Origin of the sequence: Streptomyces sp. NPDC050988, assembly GCF_044456225.1 — a bacterium.
GTDB lineage: Bacteria > Actinomycetota > Actinomycetes > Streptomycetales > Streptomycetaceae > Streptomyces.
In genome coordinates, this window is the sequence record NZ_JBITFQ010000041.1 from 62,451 (window position 1) to 76,106 (window position 13,656).

Annotated in this window: 13 protein-coding genes; 12 read left to right on the forward strand and 1 reads right to left on the reverse strand. The window is 70.7% G+C overall.

What is annotated here, in order from left to right; genetic code table 11:
- Positions 1 to 85 precede the first annotated feature (85 nt).
- A complete protein-coding gene (locus ACIBEI_RS45185; protein ID WP_398896942.1) occupies positions 86 to 1,282 on the reverse strand; it encodes a sensor histidine kinase in 1,197 nt (398 codons plus the stop codon).
- Positions 1,283 to 1,660: 378 nt separating this feature from the next.
- On the opposite strand from ACIBEI_RS45185, the gene ACIBEI_RS45190 reads away from it, so the two are divergent.
- The 12 genes from ACIBEI_RS45190 (at position 1,661) to ACIBEI_RS45245 (ending at position 13,494) form a co-directional block, all read left to right on the forward strand.
- On the forward strand, positions 1,661 to 2,101 hold the full coding sequence (locus ACIBEI_RS45190; RefSeq protein WP_398896944.1) for an NADH-quinone oxidoreductase subunit A: 441 nt from the start codon (positions 1,661 to 1,663) through the stop codon (positions 2,099 to 2,101).
- Entirely contained in the window at positions 2,092 to 2,745 is a 654-nt protein-coding gene (locus tag ACIBEI_RS45195) for an NADH-quinone oxidoreductase subunit B (RefSeq protein WP_398896945.1), read from the forward strand. Before ACIBEI_RS45190 ends, ACIBEI_RS45195 begins: the two co-directional genes overlap by 10 nt.
- The gene (locus tag ACIBEI_RS45200) at positions 2,742 to 4,160 is read left to right on the forward strand and encodes an NADH-quinone oxidoreductase subunit C (RefSeq protein WP_398896946.1); all 1,419 of its coding nucleotides are present in this window, start codon (positions 2,742 to 2,744) and stop codon (positions 4,158 to 4,160) included. Before ACIBEI_RS45195 ends, ACIBEI_RS45200 begins: the two co-directional genes overlap by 4 nt.
- Positions 4,157 to 5,125 (forward strand): complex I subunit 1 family protein, encoded by a 969-nt coding sequence (locus ACIBEI_RS45205; RefSeq protein WP_269647171.1) that lies wholly within the window; start codon positions 4,157 to 4,159, stop codon positions 5,123 to 5,125. Before ACIBEI_RS45200 ends, ACIBEI_RS45205 begins: the two co-directional genes overlap by 4 nt.
- Before the next feature lie 2 nt (positions 5,126 to 5,127).
- A complete protein-coding gene (locus ACIBEI_RS45210) occupies positions 5,128 to 5,799 on the forward strand; it encodes a NuoI/complex I 23 kDa subunit family protein (protein ID WP_398896949.1) in 672 nt (223 codons plus the stop codon).
- Positions 5,796 to 6,512, forward strand: coding sequence for an NADH-quinone oxidoreductase subunit J (locus tag ACIBEI_RS45215; protein ID WP_398896950.1), 717 nt, complete (start codon positions 5,796 to 5,798; stop codon positions 6,510 to 6,512). Before ACIBEI_RS45210 ends, ACIBEI_RS45215 begins: the two co-directional genes overlap by 4 nt.
- Positions 6,512 to 6,904 (forward strand): NADH-quinone oxidoreductase subunit NuoK, encoded by a 393-nt coding sequence (gene nuoK / locus ACIBEI_RS45220; RefSeq protein ID WP_055614644.1) that lies wholly within the window; start codon positions 6,512 to 6,514, stop codon positions 6,902 to 6,904. The genes ACIBEI_RS45215 and nuoK overlap by 1 nt, the downstream gene beginning before the upstream one ends.
- Positions 6,901 to 8,895, forward strand: coding sequence for an NADH-quinone oxidoreductase subunit L (locus tag ACIBEI_RS45225; RefSeq protein ID WP_398896953.1), 1,995 nt, complete (start codon positions 6,901 to 6,903; stop codon positions 8,893 to 8,895). The genes nuoK and ACIBEI_RS45225 overlap by 4 nt, the downstream gene beginning before the upstream one ends.
- A gap of 6 nt (positions 8,896 to 8,901) precedes the next feature.
- Entirely contained in the window at positions 8,902 to 10,485 is a 1,584-nt protein-coding gene (locus ACIBEI_RS45230; protein ID WP_398896954.1) for a NuoM family protein, read from the forward strand.
- Entirely contained in the window at positions 10,482 to 11,993 is a 1,512-nt protein-coding gene (locus ACIBEI_RS45235) for an NADH-quinone oxidoreductase subunit N (RefSeq protein ID WP_398896956.1), read from the forward strand. The genes ACIBEI_RS45230 and ACIBEI_RS45235 overlap by 4 nt, the downstream gene beginning before the upstream one ends.
- Positions 11,994 to 12,235: 242 nt before the next feature.
- Positions 12,236 to 13,099, forward strand: coding sequence for a zinc metalloprotease HtpX (gene htpX / locus ACIBEI_RS45240; protein ID WP_266760249.1), 864 nt, complete (start codon positions 12,236 to 12,238; stop codon positions 13,097 to 13,099).
- Positions 13,096 to 13,494 carry a YccF domain-containing protein gene (locus tag ACIBEI_RS45245; protein WP_362073596.1) on the forward strand — a complete coding sequence of 133 codons (399 nt, stop codon included), beginning with the start codon at positions 13,096 to 13,098 and terminating at the stop codon, positions 13,492 to 13,494. Before htpX ends, ACIBEI_RS45245 begins: the two co-directional genes overlap by 4 nt.
- Positions 13,495 to 13,656 lie beyond the last annotated feature (162 nt).

Here is a 13,656-nt window from a genome sequence, read left to right on the forward strand (position 1 = left end):
CCCGCATCCACGCCCGTCCCGTCTGCTCGGCCCACTCCTCGCGCTTCGCCCGCTCCGCCTGCTCAGCCCGCTCCATCGGTTCCGCCTACTCGGTCGGTTCCCGGTCCCGCCACGGGAGTTCGGCCGTGATCGTCGTCGGACCCCCGACCGGTGAGTCGATGACGAACAGGCCGTCCACCGCGCCGAGCCGGTCCGCGAGTCCCGCCATTCCCGTGCCGCCGTCGAGGGCGGCCCCGCCGCGGCCGTCGTCCCAGACCTGTATGAGGAGGCGGTCGTCGGAACGCCACACGTCGACGGACGCGGACCGCGCCCCGCTGTGCTTGCTGACGTTCTGCAGGAGCTCGGAGACGGTGAAGTACGCGATGCCCTCGATGGCCGCGGCCGGCCGCGTCGGCAGATCGGCGGTCACCTTCACCGGCACCGTGCAGCGCGAGGCGACCGAGGACAGCGCGGCGTCCAGACCGCGGTCGGTGAGGACCGCGGGATGGATGCCGCGGGCCAGATCCCGCAGCTCCTGCAAGGCCAGCTTCACCTCGCCGTGCGCCTCGTCGACCATGGCGGCGACGGTCTCGTCGGCCTGGCCCTCCAGCAGCTTCTCCTTCGCCAGACCGAGGCCCATCGCGAGGTTCACCAGCCGGGCCTGCGCCCCGTCGTGCAGATCGCGCTCGATGCGCCGCAGGTCGGCAGCCGCCGTGTCGACGACGACTCCCCGGTCGGACTCCAGCTCGGCGATCCGCCGCTCCAGCTCGTCCGAGGGCGAGAGCAGCCCGCGCACCATCGCCCGGTCCGCGTTGGCCAGTCCCCGTGCGATGAACGGAAGCACCGGCCACAGCACGAACAACGAGACGAGGGTGACGGTGAAGGTGACCACGCCCCACGGCAGCCGCATGAACTCGTACAGCACCGTGCGCCAGCCGACCGGATCCTTCAGCGCCATCCACAGCTGTGCGAAGAACCCGCCCCGCCCGCGCAACGGCAGCGGGCTCGGTTCGTCCACCCGCACCCCGAGCAGCCCCCTGGCCCGGCCCCGCTCCAGCTTGCCCAGCTGGCGGGCGCCCATCAGCCCGGCCGCGAGCAGCGGAAACCCGATCACCGTCAGGGTCAGGAAGGCACCCGTGAACAGCACGGTCACCACGTACGTGAACCCGACGAGCGACACCGGCAGGTTGGCCAGGAGATGCGCGATCTCCTTCCAGGTGTGCCGGTCGTACGCGAAGCGCGCGGGTGGCGGCCGGTCTGTGGCGCCGTCCGGAGTGTCGGCGGCCAGGATGCGTTCGGTCATAGGCGTCAGCCTGCCGGGCCACGGGCCGCTGCGCCATGAGGCGGACCGCCCGGATCCCCTGGGGTAAACCCCACCATCCTCCGGTTGGAGACCGGCCGGAGGGTGCCCGGGAGCGCCGGCCGGAAGACGGCCGGGAGTCGGTCGGGAGACTGCTGGGAGTCGGCCGGGAGACGGCCTGAAGGCAGCCGAAGTGGTGCCCGGGAAAGCCGTCGCATCATGCCTACCCGTGACGGGCTGCTTACCGTCTCTTTATCAGGCCCTAGACTCCGGTGCGTACAGATCGTCGAACGCGGCGCATCGCAGGGCGCACGCGTAGTCGGCGCGTAGTCAGTATGGGGTCGTACGAGGTCAGACGAGGTCAGGGAGCGAGGGGCGGACGTGCCGGAACCGACCATGGTCGTGGCGACCGGGACCGCTGGGGCCGCCGAGACAGCCGGGACCGTCCTCGCGGCGGACTATTTCGAGTCCTATTCGGTCGTCGGACTGCTCGCCGTGGTCGGCGTGCTGTTCGTCGCCGTCGCCTTCGGAGCGGGCCGTCTGCTGCGGCCCGTCGTTCCGACACCCGAGAAGCTCATGACGTACGAATGCGGCGTCGACCCCGTCGGCGAGGGCTGGGCCCACACCCAGGTCCGCTACTACGTCTACGCCTTCCTCTACGTGATCTTCGCCGTCGACTCGATCTTCCTCTTCCCCTGGGCGACGGTCTTCGCCGCTCCGGGCTACGGCGCGGCGACGCTCGTCGAGATGTTCATCTTCCTCGGCTTCCTGGCCGTGGGCCTGCTGTACGCATACAAGAAGGGCGTCCTCACATGGACGTGACCCGTCCGCAGCCGGACGCGACCTCCGAGCCCGTGCTCCTGCCGGAACCGAAGCGCCTGGGCGCGCTCGCCCGCCTGGCCCCCGAGCCGATGAAGGTGGTCCTGAACTGGGGCCGCCGTTACTCGCTCTGGGTCTTCAACTTCGGTCTCGCCTGCTGCGCGATCGAGTTCATCGCGGCGTCGATGGCCCGCCACGACTTCATCCGCCTCGGTGTCATCCCGTTCGCGCCGGGTCCCCGCCAGGCCGACCTGATGGTCGTGTCCGGCACGGTCACCGACAAGATGGCCCCGGCCGTGAAGCGCCTGTACGAACAGATGCCCGAGCCGAAGTACGTCATCTCCTTCGGCGCCTGCTCCAACTGCGGCGGCCCGTACTGGGACTCGTACTCCGTGACGAAGGGCGTCGACCAGATCATCCCCGTCGACGTGTACGTCCCCGGCTGCCCGCCCCGGCCCGAGGCCCTCCTCCAGGGCATCCTCAAGCTCCAGGAGAAGATCGCCCGGGAGTCGCTGGGGGAGCGCTACGGAACCTCCCGCCCCTCCACGGCAGCCCTCCAGAGCGGCCTCGTACAGCCGCCGTCCGCGCAGCCGTCCTCCACAGTGCCGTCCTCAACAGGGCCGTCGGCCACGGGGGACGCCCGATGACCGGCTGGCTCCCCGCCCCCGTCGAGGACCTCTTCGGCCCGGACACCACGGCAGAGGAGTCGTACGAGGTCCTGACGGTCGACGTGCCGCCGACGTCCTGGCTCGCTTCCCTGGAAGCCGCGCGCGACGAACTCGGCTGTACGTACTTCGACTGGCTGAGCGCCGTCGACGAACCCGGCACCGGTTTCCGCGTCTCGGCCCACGTCGTCGCCCTCGCTCCGGTCCGCCGCCTCCTCGTACGGACGACCGTCCCGCACGACGCCCCCGTACTCCCCTCCGCCGTCGAGGTCTACGCGGGCGCCGCCTGGCACGAACGCGAGACCCACGAGATGTTCGGCGTCACCTTCGAGGGCCACCCCGGCCTGGATCCGCTCCTCCTCCCCGAGGGCTTCGAGGGCCACCCCCTCCGCAAGGACTTCGTCCTGGCCGCCCGCGTGGCCAAGGCCTGGCCGGGCGCGAAGGAACCGGGCGAGTCGGAACACGGCGGCCCCAAGCGCCGCCAGATGCTCCCGCCGGGAGTCCCCGACCCCAACGAGTGGGGCCCCCTCAAGGGCCAACTCCCCCCGGCCCCGGCCCGCCCGGCCCGAGGCACCGCACGCGCCGCAGGCGACCGCCCGGTGCGGCGAGCCCGCACGGCGGGGGAGGGCTCGGCAAGCCAGACGGCTGCGCCGGGCGCGGCTGCTGGGGGTGCCGCGTCTGCGGGTGCGCAACCTGAGAGTCCCGCATCCGGTGGTGTGCAGGCTGCGGGTGCCGCGTCCGGTGGTGTGCAGGCTGCGGGTGCCGCGTCCGGTGGTGTGCAGGCTGGCGGTGTCGCGTCCGCGGAGGGCGGCGGTGCGGCAGCGGAGGTCCGGCCGACGGCCCGTCGGGCTCGCAGCGTGAGCGAGGGCTCGGCGACACAGCGCCGCCGCACCGATTCCCCGGCCACGGAAGCTGCGGAGGCTGCTCCGGCCCCGGAATCGCCCGCGCGCTCCGAAGCCGGACCGGCACCAGAGTCGGCACCGGCACCAGCACGAGAGTCGGCACCGACCCCGGCGCCAACGTCCCCCCGCAGAGCGCGCAGCGCGGGCGAAGGCTCGGCGTCACAACGCCAGGCGCCTGCCACACCTGCCGCACCTGGCACTCCTGCCCCACCCGCCGACCCAGCCGACGACGATCAGCCGAAGGGCCCGGCACGCCCCCGCAGCTCGGACGCCCCCTGGCACCACGCACGCCCCGCCTTCGACGAGGCCGACCAGGACACCGCCACGGAGAAGCCGCCGCCGACCGAGCAGTCGGCACCGGAGCCCGAGACCACTCCGGAACCCGAGGCAACCGAGCCCACGGAAGCTCCTGAAGCCGACTCCACCCCCAGCCCCAGCCCTATCCCCGACCCCAGCCCCACCGACGACGAAACACCCCCAGGAGGCCGGCAGTGAACGACGCGCTGGACGTCGCCCTGCGACTCCTGATCGTCTTCGTCGTGTTCCTCACCTTCCCGCTGATCGTCGGTCAGACGGAACACAAGGTGATGGCCCACATGCAGGGCCGCCTCGGCCCCATGTACGCGGGCGGCTTCCACGGCTGGGCCCAACTCGTCGCGGACGGCGTGAAGTTCGCGCAGAAGGAAGACATCGTCCCCGCGGGCGCGGACCGCCGTATCTTCCAGCTCGCCCCCGCCGTCGCCCTCCTCCCGTACCTCCTCGTCCTCCTCGCCATCCCGATCGGCCCGGGCGAGGGCGCGGTCGGCGAGGTGATCGACGCGGGCATCTTCTTCGTACTCGCCGTGATGGGCGTGGGCGTCCTCGGCTCGCTCATGGCGGGCTGGGCCTCGGCCAACAAGTTCTCCCTCCTCGGCGGCCTCCGCACCGCCGCCCAACTCCTCGCGTACGAACTCCCGATGCTGCTCACCGCCGCCTCGGTCGCGATGGCGGCGGGCACGGTCTCCCTCCCAGGCATCGTCGACGCCTTCGAGTGGTGGTGGCTGCCCTGGCAGATCGTCGGCGCCATCGTCTTCTTCGTGGCGGGCCTCGCCGAACTCCAGCGCCCGCCCTTCGACATGCCCGTCGCCGACTCGGAGATCATCTTCGGCGCGTACACCGAGTACACGGGCCTCCGCTTCGCGCTGTTCCTCCTCGCCGAGTACGCCGGAATCGTCGTCCTGTGCGGCCTGACCACCGTGCTCTTCCTGGGCGGCTGGCACGGCCCATGGGACGCCGACGGCCTCGGCTGGGTCTGGACCCTGCTGAAGACGGCCGTCCTCGCCTTCGTCGTCATCTGGCTGCGCGTCACCTACCCCCGCCTGCGCGAGGACCAGCTCCAGAAGCTCTCCTGGACCCTCCTCGTCCCCCTCTCCCTCGCCCAGATCGCCCTCACCGGCGTCGTGAAGGTGGTGATCTCGTAACCATGGCTGAGTCCCTCCCGCCCTCCCGTCCCCGCATTCCCGGCTCCGGCCTCGCCAAGGGCCTGGCCGTCACCCTCCGCACGATGACGAAGAAGACCGTCACCGCGCAGTACCCGGACGCCCAGCCCGAACTCCCGCCCCGCACCCGTGGCGTCATCGGCCTCTTCGAGGAGAACTGCACGGTCTGCATGCTGTGCGCCCGCGAATGCCCGGACTGGTGCATCTACATCGACTCCCACAAGGAGACGGTCCCGCCGGCCGCCCCCGGTGGCCGCGAGCGCAGCCGCAACGTCCTCGACCGCTTCGCCATCGACTTCGCCCTCTGCATGTACTGCGGTATCTGCATCGAGGTCTGCCCCTTCGACGCCCTCTTCTGGTCCCCCGAGTTCGAGTACGCCGAGACCGACATCCACGAACTCACCCACGAGCGCGACAAACTCCGCGACTGGATGTGGACCGTCCCGGCCCCGCCGGCCCTCGACCCCGGCGCCGAGGAACCGAAGGAGATCGCCGCGGCCCGCAAATCCGCGGAGAAGCTGGCCGCCGCCGCAGCCCAGCCCGAATCCACACCCGAACCCGGAGCCCAGGGAGCCACGCCCGGCACCCAGACCGGCACCCAGCCCGGCTCCGCCCCGCAGGCCGGGCCCACCGATCCGCAGGACGGTGAATCGTGACTCTCGCCGCAGCCACCGCAATGGCGGCCCACGCCACGACCACCTCCTCCGCCGCCGAATCCCAAGGCTTCCTCTCCCCGACCGGCGTCGAGATCGCCTTCCTCCTCGTCGGCCTGGTCACCTTCGGCGCCGCGGTCGTCACGGTCACCACGCGACAGCTGGTGCACGCCGCCCTGTGGCTGGTGGTGGCCCTCGGCGGTCTCGCCGTCGAATACCTCCTCCTCACGGCCGAGTTCATCGCCTGGGTACAGGTCCTCATCTACGTCGGTTCAGTCGTCGTACTCCTCCTTTTCGGTCTGATGCTCACCAGGGCCCCCATCGGCCGCTCCCCGGACGCCGACTCAGGCAACCGCTGGGCCGCCCTGACCGTGGCGATCGCCGCGGCCGCCGCCCTCGTCTGGGTCGTCGTCGACGCCTTCCGGACGACCTGGATCGACCTGGATGGTGCCGCCGCCGGCTCCACCGAGGTCACCGGCGCGAGCCTCTTCCAGAGCTGGGTGCTCCCCTTCGAGGCCCTCTCGGTCCTGCTGCTCGCGGCCCTGGTCGGCGCGATCGTCCTGTCCCGCAAGGCGAAGGCGAACGCGGCGACCACCACGAGCGCGCCGAGCCCCCGGCCCGACGGCACCCGAATCGACGGCAGTCGCAACCATGGCCCCCGGAACGACGGCCCCGGAAACGACACCCCCCGGAGCGACAAGGAAGGCGCCCGCTGATGCACCTCGCCTATCCCGCCGTGCTCTCCGCCCTCCTCTTCTCCACGGGCCTGTACGGAGTCCTCGCGCGCCGCAACGCGATCCTGGTCCTGATGTCCGTCGAGCTGATGCTCAACGCCGTCAACCTGAACCTCGTCGCCTTCGACGTCTGGCTCAGCAAGACCGCCCAGGACACCCTCCACTCCGGCCAGGCCCTGACCCTGTTCACCATCGCCATCGCAGCCGCCGAGATCGGCATCGGCCTGGCGATCGTCCTCGCCGTCCACCGCAACCGGGGCACCGCGGACATCGACAAGCTCCGCGACACCGCCGAGACCGACGACGACTCCGAGCCCGACGACTCCGGCGCCGCCCGTCCCGAACCGGCCGAGAAGGCTGAGGCCACCGCGTGACCACGACCACCCTCGCCGTCCTCGTCCCCCTCCTTCCGTTCCTCGGCGCCGTGGCCGGCCTGCTCCTGGGCCGCACGGCACCCGGTTTCGTACGCCCCCTCGCCGTCCTGCCCCCGCTCGCGGCCCTCGGGCTCTCTGTCGTCGTCGCCGTACGGCAGGGCGGCGACCAGGCGGTGAACGCGGCCACCGAGCTCACCCCGACCGGCTCGGTCCCCATCGAACTCGCCCTGTACGTCGACGGCTTCGCCGCCCTCGTCGCCGTGCTGGTCGGCCTGGTCGCCACCTGCGTGCAGATCTACTCGACGGGCTACCTGCGCGACGACCCGCGCTACCCCTCGTACGCCGCTCTCGTCTCTCTCTTCACCTCCGCGATGCTGCTCGTCGTCTACTCCGGCGACCTGATGGTGCTGCTGGTCGGCTGGGAGATCATGGGCATCTGCTCGTACTTCCTCGTCGGCCACTACTGGGAGACCCCGGAGGCCCGCGCTGCCTCCATCAAGGCCTTCCTGGTCACCAAGCTCGGTGATGTCCCCTTCCTGATCGGTCTGTTCGCGCTCGCCACCGACGCCGGGTCCTTCCGCATCACGAAGATCCTCGGCAACGTCGCGAGCGGCGGACTCGACCACCCGACCCTGATCGCCCTGCTGCTCCTGGCCGGCGTGGCGGGCAAGTCGGCGCAGTTCCCGCTCCACACCTGGCTCCCCGACGCGATGGCGGGTCCCACCCCCGTCTCCGCGCTGATCCACGCCGCGACGATGGTCGCCGCCGGTGTCTACTTCATCGCCCGGCTCCTCCCGGTCTTCGCCGCCTCCTCGGCAGCACTCGTCGTCCTCGCCGTCATGGCCGCCGTCACGATGGCCGGGTCTGCCCTCGCCGCGCTCGCCCAGGACGACATCAAGCGTGTCCTCGCGTACTCGACGATCGGCCAGCTCGGCTACATGACCGGGGCCCTCGCCGTCGGCGACCGCGGTGCCGCCGTCTTCCACCTCCTCTCGCACGGCGCCTTCAAGGCGCTGCTGTTCCTCGGGGCAGGCGTGATCATCCACGCCGCCGGCACCAACTCGCTGGCCGCCATGTCCCGTATGAAGGACCTGCGCGCCCGCGTCCCCGACGCGTACTGGACGATGACCGTGGCGCTCCTCGCGCTCGCCGCGATCCCGCCCTTCAGCGGCTTCTTCACCAAGGAGGCCGTCCTGGGCGCCGCCGAGCACGTCGCCACCGGCCACGCCGAGGGCATCCCCGGCGCCGTCGGCTGGATCGTCCTCGTCGCCGGCCTGGTCACGGCCCTGCTCACCGCCGCGTACGCGATGCGCCTGTGGCTCCTCGTCTTCCGCGGCCACGGACCGGAGGCCCCCGACCACGGCAGGCAGCCCATCGCCATGAACGCCGTCCTCTGGGTGCTCGCCGTCCCGTCGCTCGCCTTCGGACTCGCCACCGGCCCGCTGCCCGAGTGGTTCGACGGACGCGACCTGACCCCGACCCTCACCACCTCCGTGCTGGGCACAGGTGTGGCTCTGGTCGGCGGCATCATCACGTACGGCGCCTGGCGGCACACCATGGCCATGGCGGCCCGCGTACCGATGGGCGCGGTCGCGGCCCACCCCGAGGGAGACGCCGGACTCGTCGAGGCCGAGGCCATCGCCAGCCACGCGCCCGCGTACGGAGACGTGGCCTCCGCGCCCGACCCGGCGGACCCGGGCCGCCTCCTGCTCGGCCCGCTGCACCGCCACGCGGCCGTCGGCTTCCACCTCGACGCCGTGTACGCGGCGCTGTTCGTCCGCCCGGTCCAGGCCGCCGCCACGCTCGTCCGGTTCCTCGACCGCGAGGTCGTCGACACCTACGTACGCGGCGCGGGCGCCCTGCCCCGCTGGCTCGGCACGGCCGTCCGGCGTGCCCAGACCGGCAATGTGCAGACCTATGTGAGCGCGCTGCTCGCCGGCACCGTCGTCCTGGTGGTCGCCGCCCTCCTCGTCGCCACAGCGGGAGCGTGAGCAGGCGTGATCGATATCAGTGAATCCGTGATGCAGGTCCTTCTGGCATTCATCGTCGTCGGCCCGCTCATCGGCGCCGCCGCGGCTCTCCTGCCGGCTCCGCCCGGGCTGAAGGGGAAGTCGCCCGAACAGGCCGTGCTGCGGCACGGCGTGACCGTCACCGGCGCCGTACTCATCGCCGCGATCGTCCTCACGCTGGGCTTCGACCACGACACTCCGGCCAAAACACAGCAGATGCAGGCCACGACGGACATCAGCTGGATCCCCGCACTCGACGTGCGGATCCACCTCGGCATCGACGGCATCTCGCTCCCCCTCCTCGTGCTGACCGCGCTGCTGACCTTCCTCTGCGCGCTGTACTCCTACTTCAAAATGCCGTCGGGCCCGTCCCCGAAGGCATTCGTGGCACTCGTCCTCGTCCTCGAGTCCGGCACCCTCGCGACCTTCGCCGTCCTCGACCTGCTGCTGTTCTTCCTCGCTTTCGAGATGGTGCTCATCCCGATGTACTTCCTCATCGCCCGCTGGGGCGGTGAGCAACGGCAGGCCGCCGCTTGGAAGTTCATCCTCTACACACTGCTCGGTTCCGTCGTCATGCTGCTGGGCCTGCTCCTGATCGGAATCAAGGCGGGCACATTCGACATGGTGGCACTCGCCACTGACAATCACCCGGCGCTGACCACATCCGTGCAGGTCATCGCCGTTCTGGCGATCGGGATCGGGCTCGCGGTCAAGACGCCGATGTGGCCGCTCCACAGCTGGCTGCCGGACGCGCACACCGCCGCCCCGACCGTCGGCTCGGTCCTGCTGGCCGGCGTCCTGCTGAAGATGGGCACGTACGGCTTCGTCCGGATCCTGCTGCCCATCACGCCGGACGGCATGAACACGTTCGCGCCCTACCTCGCCGCCTTCGCGGTCGTCGGCATCATCTACGGATCCCTCGCCTGCCTCGCCCTCGCCAAGCAGGGCGCGAAGGGCGACCTCAAGCGCCTCATCGCGTACTCCTCCGTCGGCCACATGGGCTTCGTGCTCCTCGGCATCGCGTCGATGACCCCGACCGGCGTGAACGGCGCGCTGTTCGCCAACATCGCCCACGGCCTCATCACCGGCCTGCTCTTCTTCCTGGTCGGCGCGCTCAAGGACCGCACGGGCACGACCGACCTCGACACGCTCGCCGAGCAGACCGGCGCCGCGCTCTACGGCAAGGCTCCCAGGCTGGGCGGCCTGCTGGCCTTCGCCGCCGTCGCCTCGCTCGGACTGCCCGGCCTGGCCGGGTTCTGGGGCGAGATGCTGGCCCTGTTCGGCGCGTTCGACCCCGCCGACGGCCTCAGCCGCCCCGCGTTCCTGACCTTCATGACGATCGCCGTGTTCGGCACCCTGCTCACCGCCGCGTACATGCTCGTCGTGGTCCGCCGCGTCTGCATGGGCGCGGTCCCGCAGGAGGGGCCGAAGCTCGCCGACGTCCAGTCGTACGAGTTCGCCGCCTGGACGCCGCTCGTCGTCCTGACCGTCATCGCCGGGCTATGGCCCAAGGCACTGCTCGGCCTGACCGACCCGGCCGTGCAGCAGCTCTTCGCAGGAGGCACCCGATGAGCTCCCAGGCCCAGTCCCTGGTCCAGTCCGTCGACTGGCTCGCGATCGCGCCGCCCACCATCGCGGCGGTCGTCGGACTCGTGGTGCTCGTCACCGACCTGTTCGTGGGAGACAACAGGAAGGCCCTGCTCGGCTGGGTCTCCGTCGCCGGACTCGCCGCCTCCGCGCTCATGCTGCTGCCCCTCCTGGACGGCGACCGCTCCACCTTCTGCCTGACGGGCGACGCCGAGGTCTGCAGCTACACCGCGGACCGGTTCACGCTGGTCATCCAGTTCCTCGTCCTCGGCGGCGCACTCCTCGCGGCGCTCCTTTCGATGACCGCCCTCAAGGACGCAAACAAGGAACTCCCCGAAGGGGAGTTCTGGTTCCTGCTGCTCTCCTCCGCCGCGGGCGCCGCCCTGCTGCCCGCCTCCCGCGACCTCGCGACCCTGATCGTCGCCCTGGAGGTCGCCTCCCTGCCCGCCTTCGCCCTCGTGGGCATCAAGCACGGCGACAGGAAGTCCTCCGAAGCGGCCCTGAAGTTCTTCCTGTCCTCGGTCACCGCGACCGCCGTGAGCCTCATGGGCATCAGCTTCGTCTACGCGTCGACGGGCACCCTGTACCTCACGGAGATCGCCACCAGGATCGAGAACGTGGACGACCAGTTGCAGACGCTCGCCCAGGCGGGCGTCGTCCTCACCCTCGTCGGCTTCGCCTTCAAGACCGCCGCCGTCCCCTTCCACTTCTGGGTACCCGACACCTACGTAGGAGCGCCTCTTCCGGTCGCGGCCTATCTGTCGGTCGTCGGCAAGGCGGTCGGCTTCTCCGGGCTGATCCTCGTCACCGTGATCGCCCTCCCGTCGTACGCGGACGTCTGGGGCCCGGCACTCGCCGCCCTGGCCGCGCTCACCATGACCGTCGGCAACGTCGGCGCCCTCAGACAGCAGTCCACGCGCGCGTACAGCGCGGTCCGCCTGCTCGCCTGGTCCTCCGTCGGCCAGGCCGGCTACCTCCTGGTGCCGATCGCCGCCGCCGCGTACTCCGAGGACGCCGAGAAGGCCATCGGCTCCACCGTCGCGTACGCCCTGATGTACGCCGCGGTGAACCTCGGCGCCTTCGCGGTGGCCGCCCTGGTGGCCCGTACGAAGCCGCTGAACCGCGTCAGCGACTACCGGGGCCTGTACGCCTCACGGCCCCTCGCGGCGCTCGTTCTCGCCTTCTTCCTGCTCTGCCTCGCGGGCCTGCCACCGGGCATCATCGGCCTCTTCGCGAAGGTCACCGTCTTCTCGGCCGCCGTCGACGCGGGCCTCGGCTGGCTCGCCGTGGTCATGGCCGTCAACGTCGTGATCGCGCTCTTCTACTACCTCCAGTGGACGACCCTGTTGTTCCGCGCCCCGGAGGGCGAGCCCGAGATCCACCGCGTACCGGCTCCCCTCACGGCCGCGATCGCCCTGACCGCCGTCCTCGGCATCGCGCTCTCCGGAGCACCCCAACTGGTCCTGCGCTTCTCCGACACCGGCCTCTTCTGACCGCAGCTGTCCCAGAGCGTGCGCACGCGCGCGTGGAGCATCCGAGCCCCACGCGCGCGTGCGATGTCCCCCCTCATCACCCGGACGGCCCACGCGCGTCGCCGCGCGCACAAGGGAACTAGTGCCTCCCGCCTGGCGTTGACCAGTACGGGAGGGTCCACTGGACCGTGGAGCCACGGACCAGTGACGTCAGAGATCGACAAGCAAAGGGTTCCCCTGCCGCACGACTTGGAGGGCGTACCGTGCACCGCCGGCACAACGGGCTCAGGACCGCCGTACTCCTCGGGGGACTGTCCGCACTCATCATCGGCATCGGCAGTTTCTTCGGGCGTACGGGCCTCGTCGTCGCACTCGTCATCGCGATCGGCACGAACGCGTACGCGTACTGGAACAGCGACAAAATGGCTCTACGCGCGATGCGCGCGCGCCCGGTGAGCGAGTTCGAAGCCCCGGCTCTGTACAAAATGGTCCGCGAGCTCTCCACACAGGCCCGCCAGCCCATGCCCCGGCTGTACATCTCCCCGACGGAGGCCCCGAACGCGTTCGCGACGGGCCGAAATCCGCGCAACGCCGCCGTGTGCTGCACAGAGGGCATCCTGCGCATCCTGAACGAGCGCGAGCTGCGCGGCGTCATCGGCCACGAACTGAGCCACGTCTACAACCGCGACATCCTGATCTCGTCCGTCGCGGGCGCCCTGGCCTCCGTCATCATGTTCCTGGTCAACTTCGCCTGGCTGATCCCGATCGGGCGATCCAACGACGACGACGGCCCCGGCATCCTCGGCATGCTGTTGATCATGATCCTGGGCCCGCTCGCCGCGTCCCTCATCCAGCTCGCCATCAGCCGCTCCAGGGAGTACGAGGCGGACGCGTCAGGCGCCCAGCTCACCGGCGACCCGCTGGCCCTCGCGAGCGCCCTGAGCAAGCTGGAGGCCGGCACGAAACAGCTTCCGCTACCTCCGGAGCCGCGTATCGAGACCGCGAGCCACATGATGATCGCCAACCCCTTCCGTCCGGGTCAGGGACTCTCCAAGATGTTCTCTACGCATCCGCCGATGGCGGAGCGCATCGCCCGGCTCGAGCAGATGGCAGGTCGTAACCAGTGAAGACAATCCTGAACATCATTTGGCTCGTCCTGAGCGGCTTCTGGCTGTTCCTCGGCTACATGTTCGCTGGCGTGCTGCTGTGCATCACCATCATCGGCATCCCGTTCGGCATCGCGGCCTTCCGCATCGCCGTCTACGCACTGTGGCCGTTCGGCCGGACGACGGTCGAGCGCCGTGACGCGGGCGCGCCGTCCTTCATCGGCAACATCCTGTGGGTGATCCTCGCAGGCTGGTGGCTCGCCCTCGCCCACATCGTGACGGGCTTCCTCCAGTGCATCACGATCATCGGCATCCCTCTGGGGCTCGCCAACTTCAAGCTGATCCCGGTCTCGCTGCTCCCGCTGGGGCGCGAAATCGTACGTACGGACCAGCCGTTCGCGTCGACGCGCTGGTAGGGCGGCTCCGGAGGTGGAGCCGCCGAAGTACGCCCTGGCGGCGTACGGTGCCGCGGACGAGGCCGACGAGATCTGGGCCCTGTGCGCGGACGCCGAGAACCTCTTCGGCGATCCGCCGCCTCCCGCGCGCGGGACGTACGAACTGATCGGCTGCGCCCCCGA

What these genes read in the sequence shown, in the direction of transcription:
- nuoK (WP_055614644.1), top strand. Translation starts at nt 6,512, where the DNA reads ATGCACCTCGCCTATCCCGCCGTGCTCTCCGCCCTCCTCTTCTCCACG.
- ACIBEI_RS45235 (WP_398896956.1), top strand. Translation starts at nt 10,482, where the DNA reads ATGAGCTCCCAGGCCCAGTCCCTGGTCCAGTCCGTCGACTGGCTCGCG.
- ACIBEI_RS45200 (WP_398896946.1), top strand. Translation starts at nt 2,742, where the DNA reads ATGACCGGCTGGCTCCCCGCCCCCGTCGAGGACCTCTTCGGCCCGGAC.
- ACIBEI_RS45195 (WP_398896945.1), top strand. Translation starts at nt 2,092, where the DNA reads ATGGACGTGACCCGTCCGCAGCCGGACGCGACCTCCGAGCCCGTGCTC.
- ACIBEI_RS45210 (WP_398896949.1), top strand. Translation starts at nt 5,128, where the DNA reads ATGGCTGAGTCCCTCCCGCCCTCCCGTCCCCGCATTCCCGGCTCCGGC.
- ACIBEI_RS45185 (WP_398896942.1), bottom strand. Translation starts at nt 1,282, where the DNA reads ATGACCGAACGCATCCTGGCCGCCGACACTCCGGACGGCGCCACAGAC.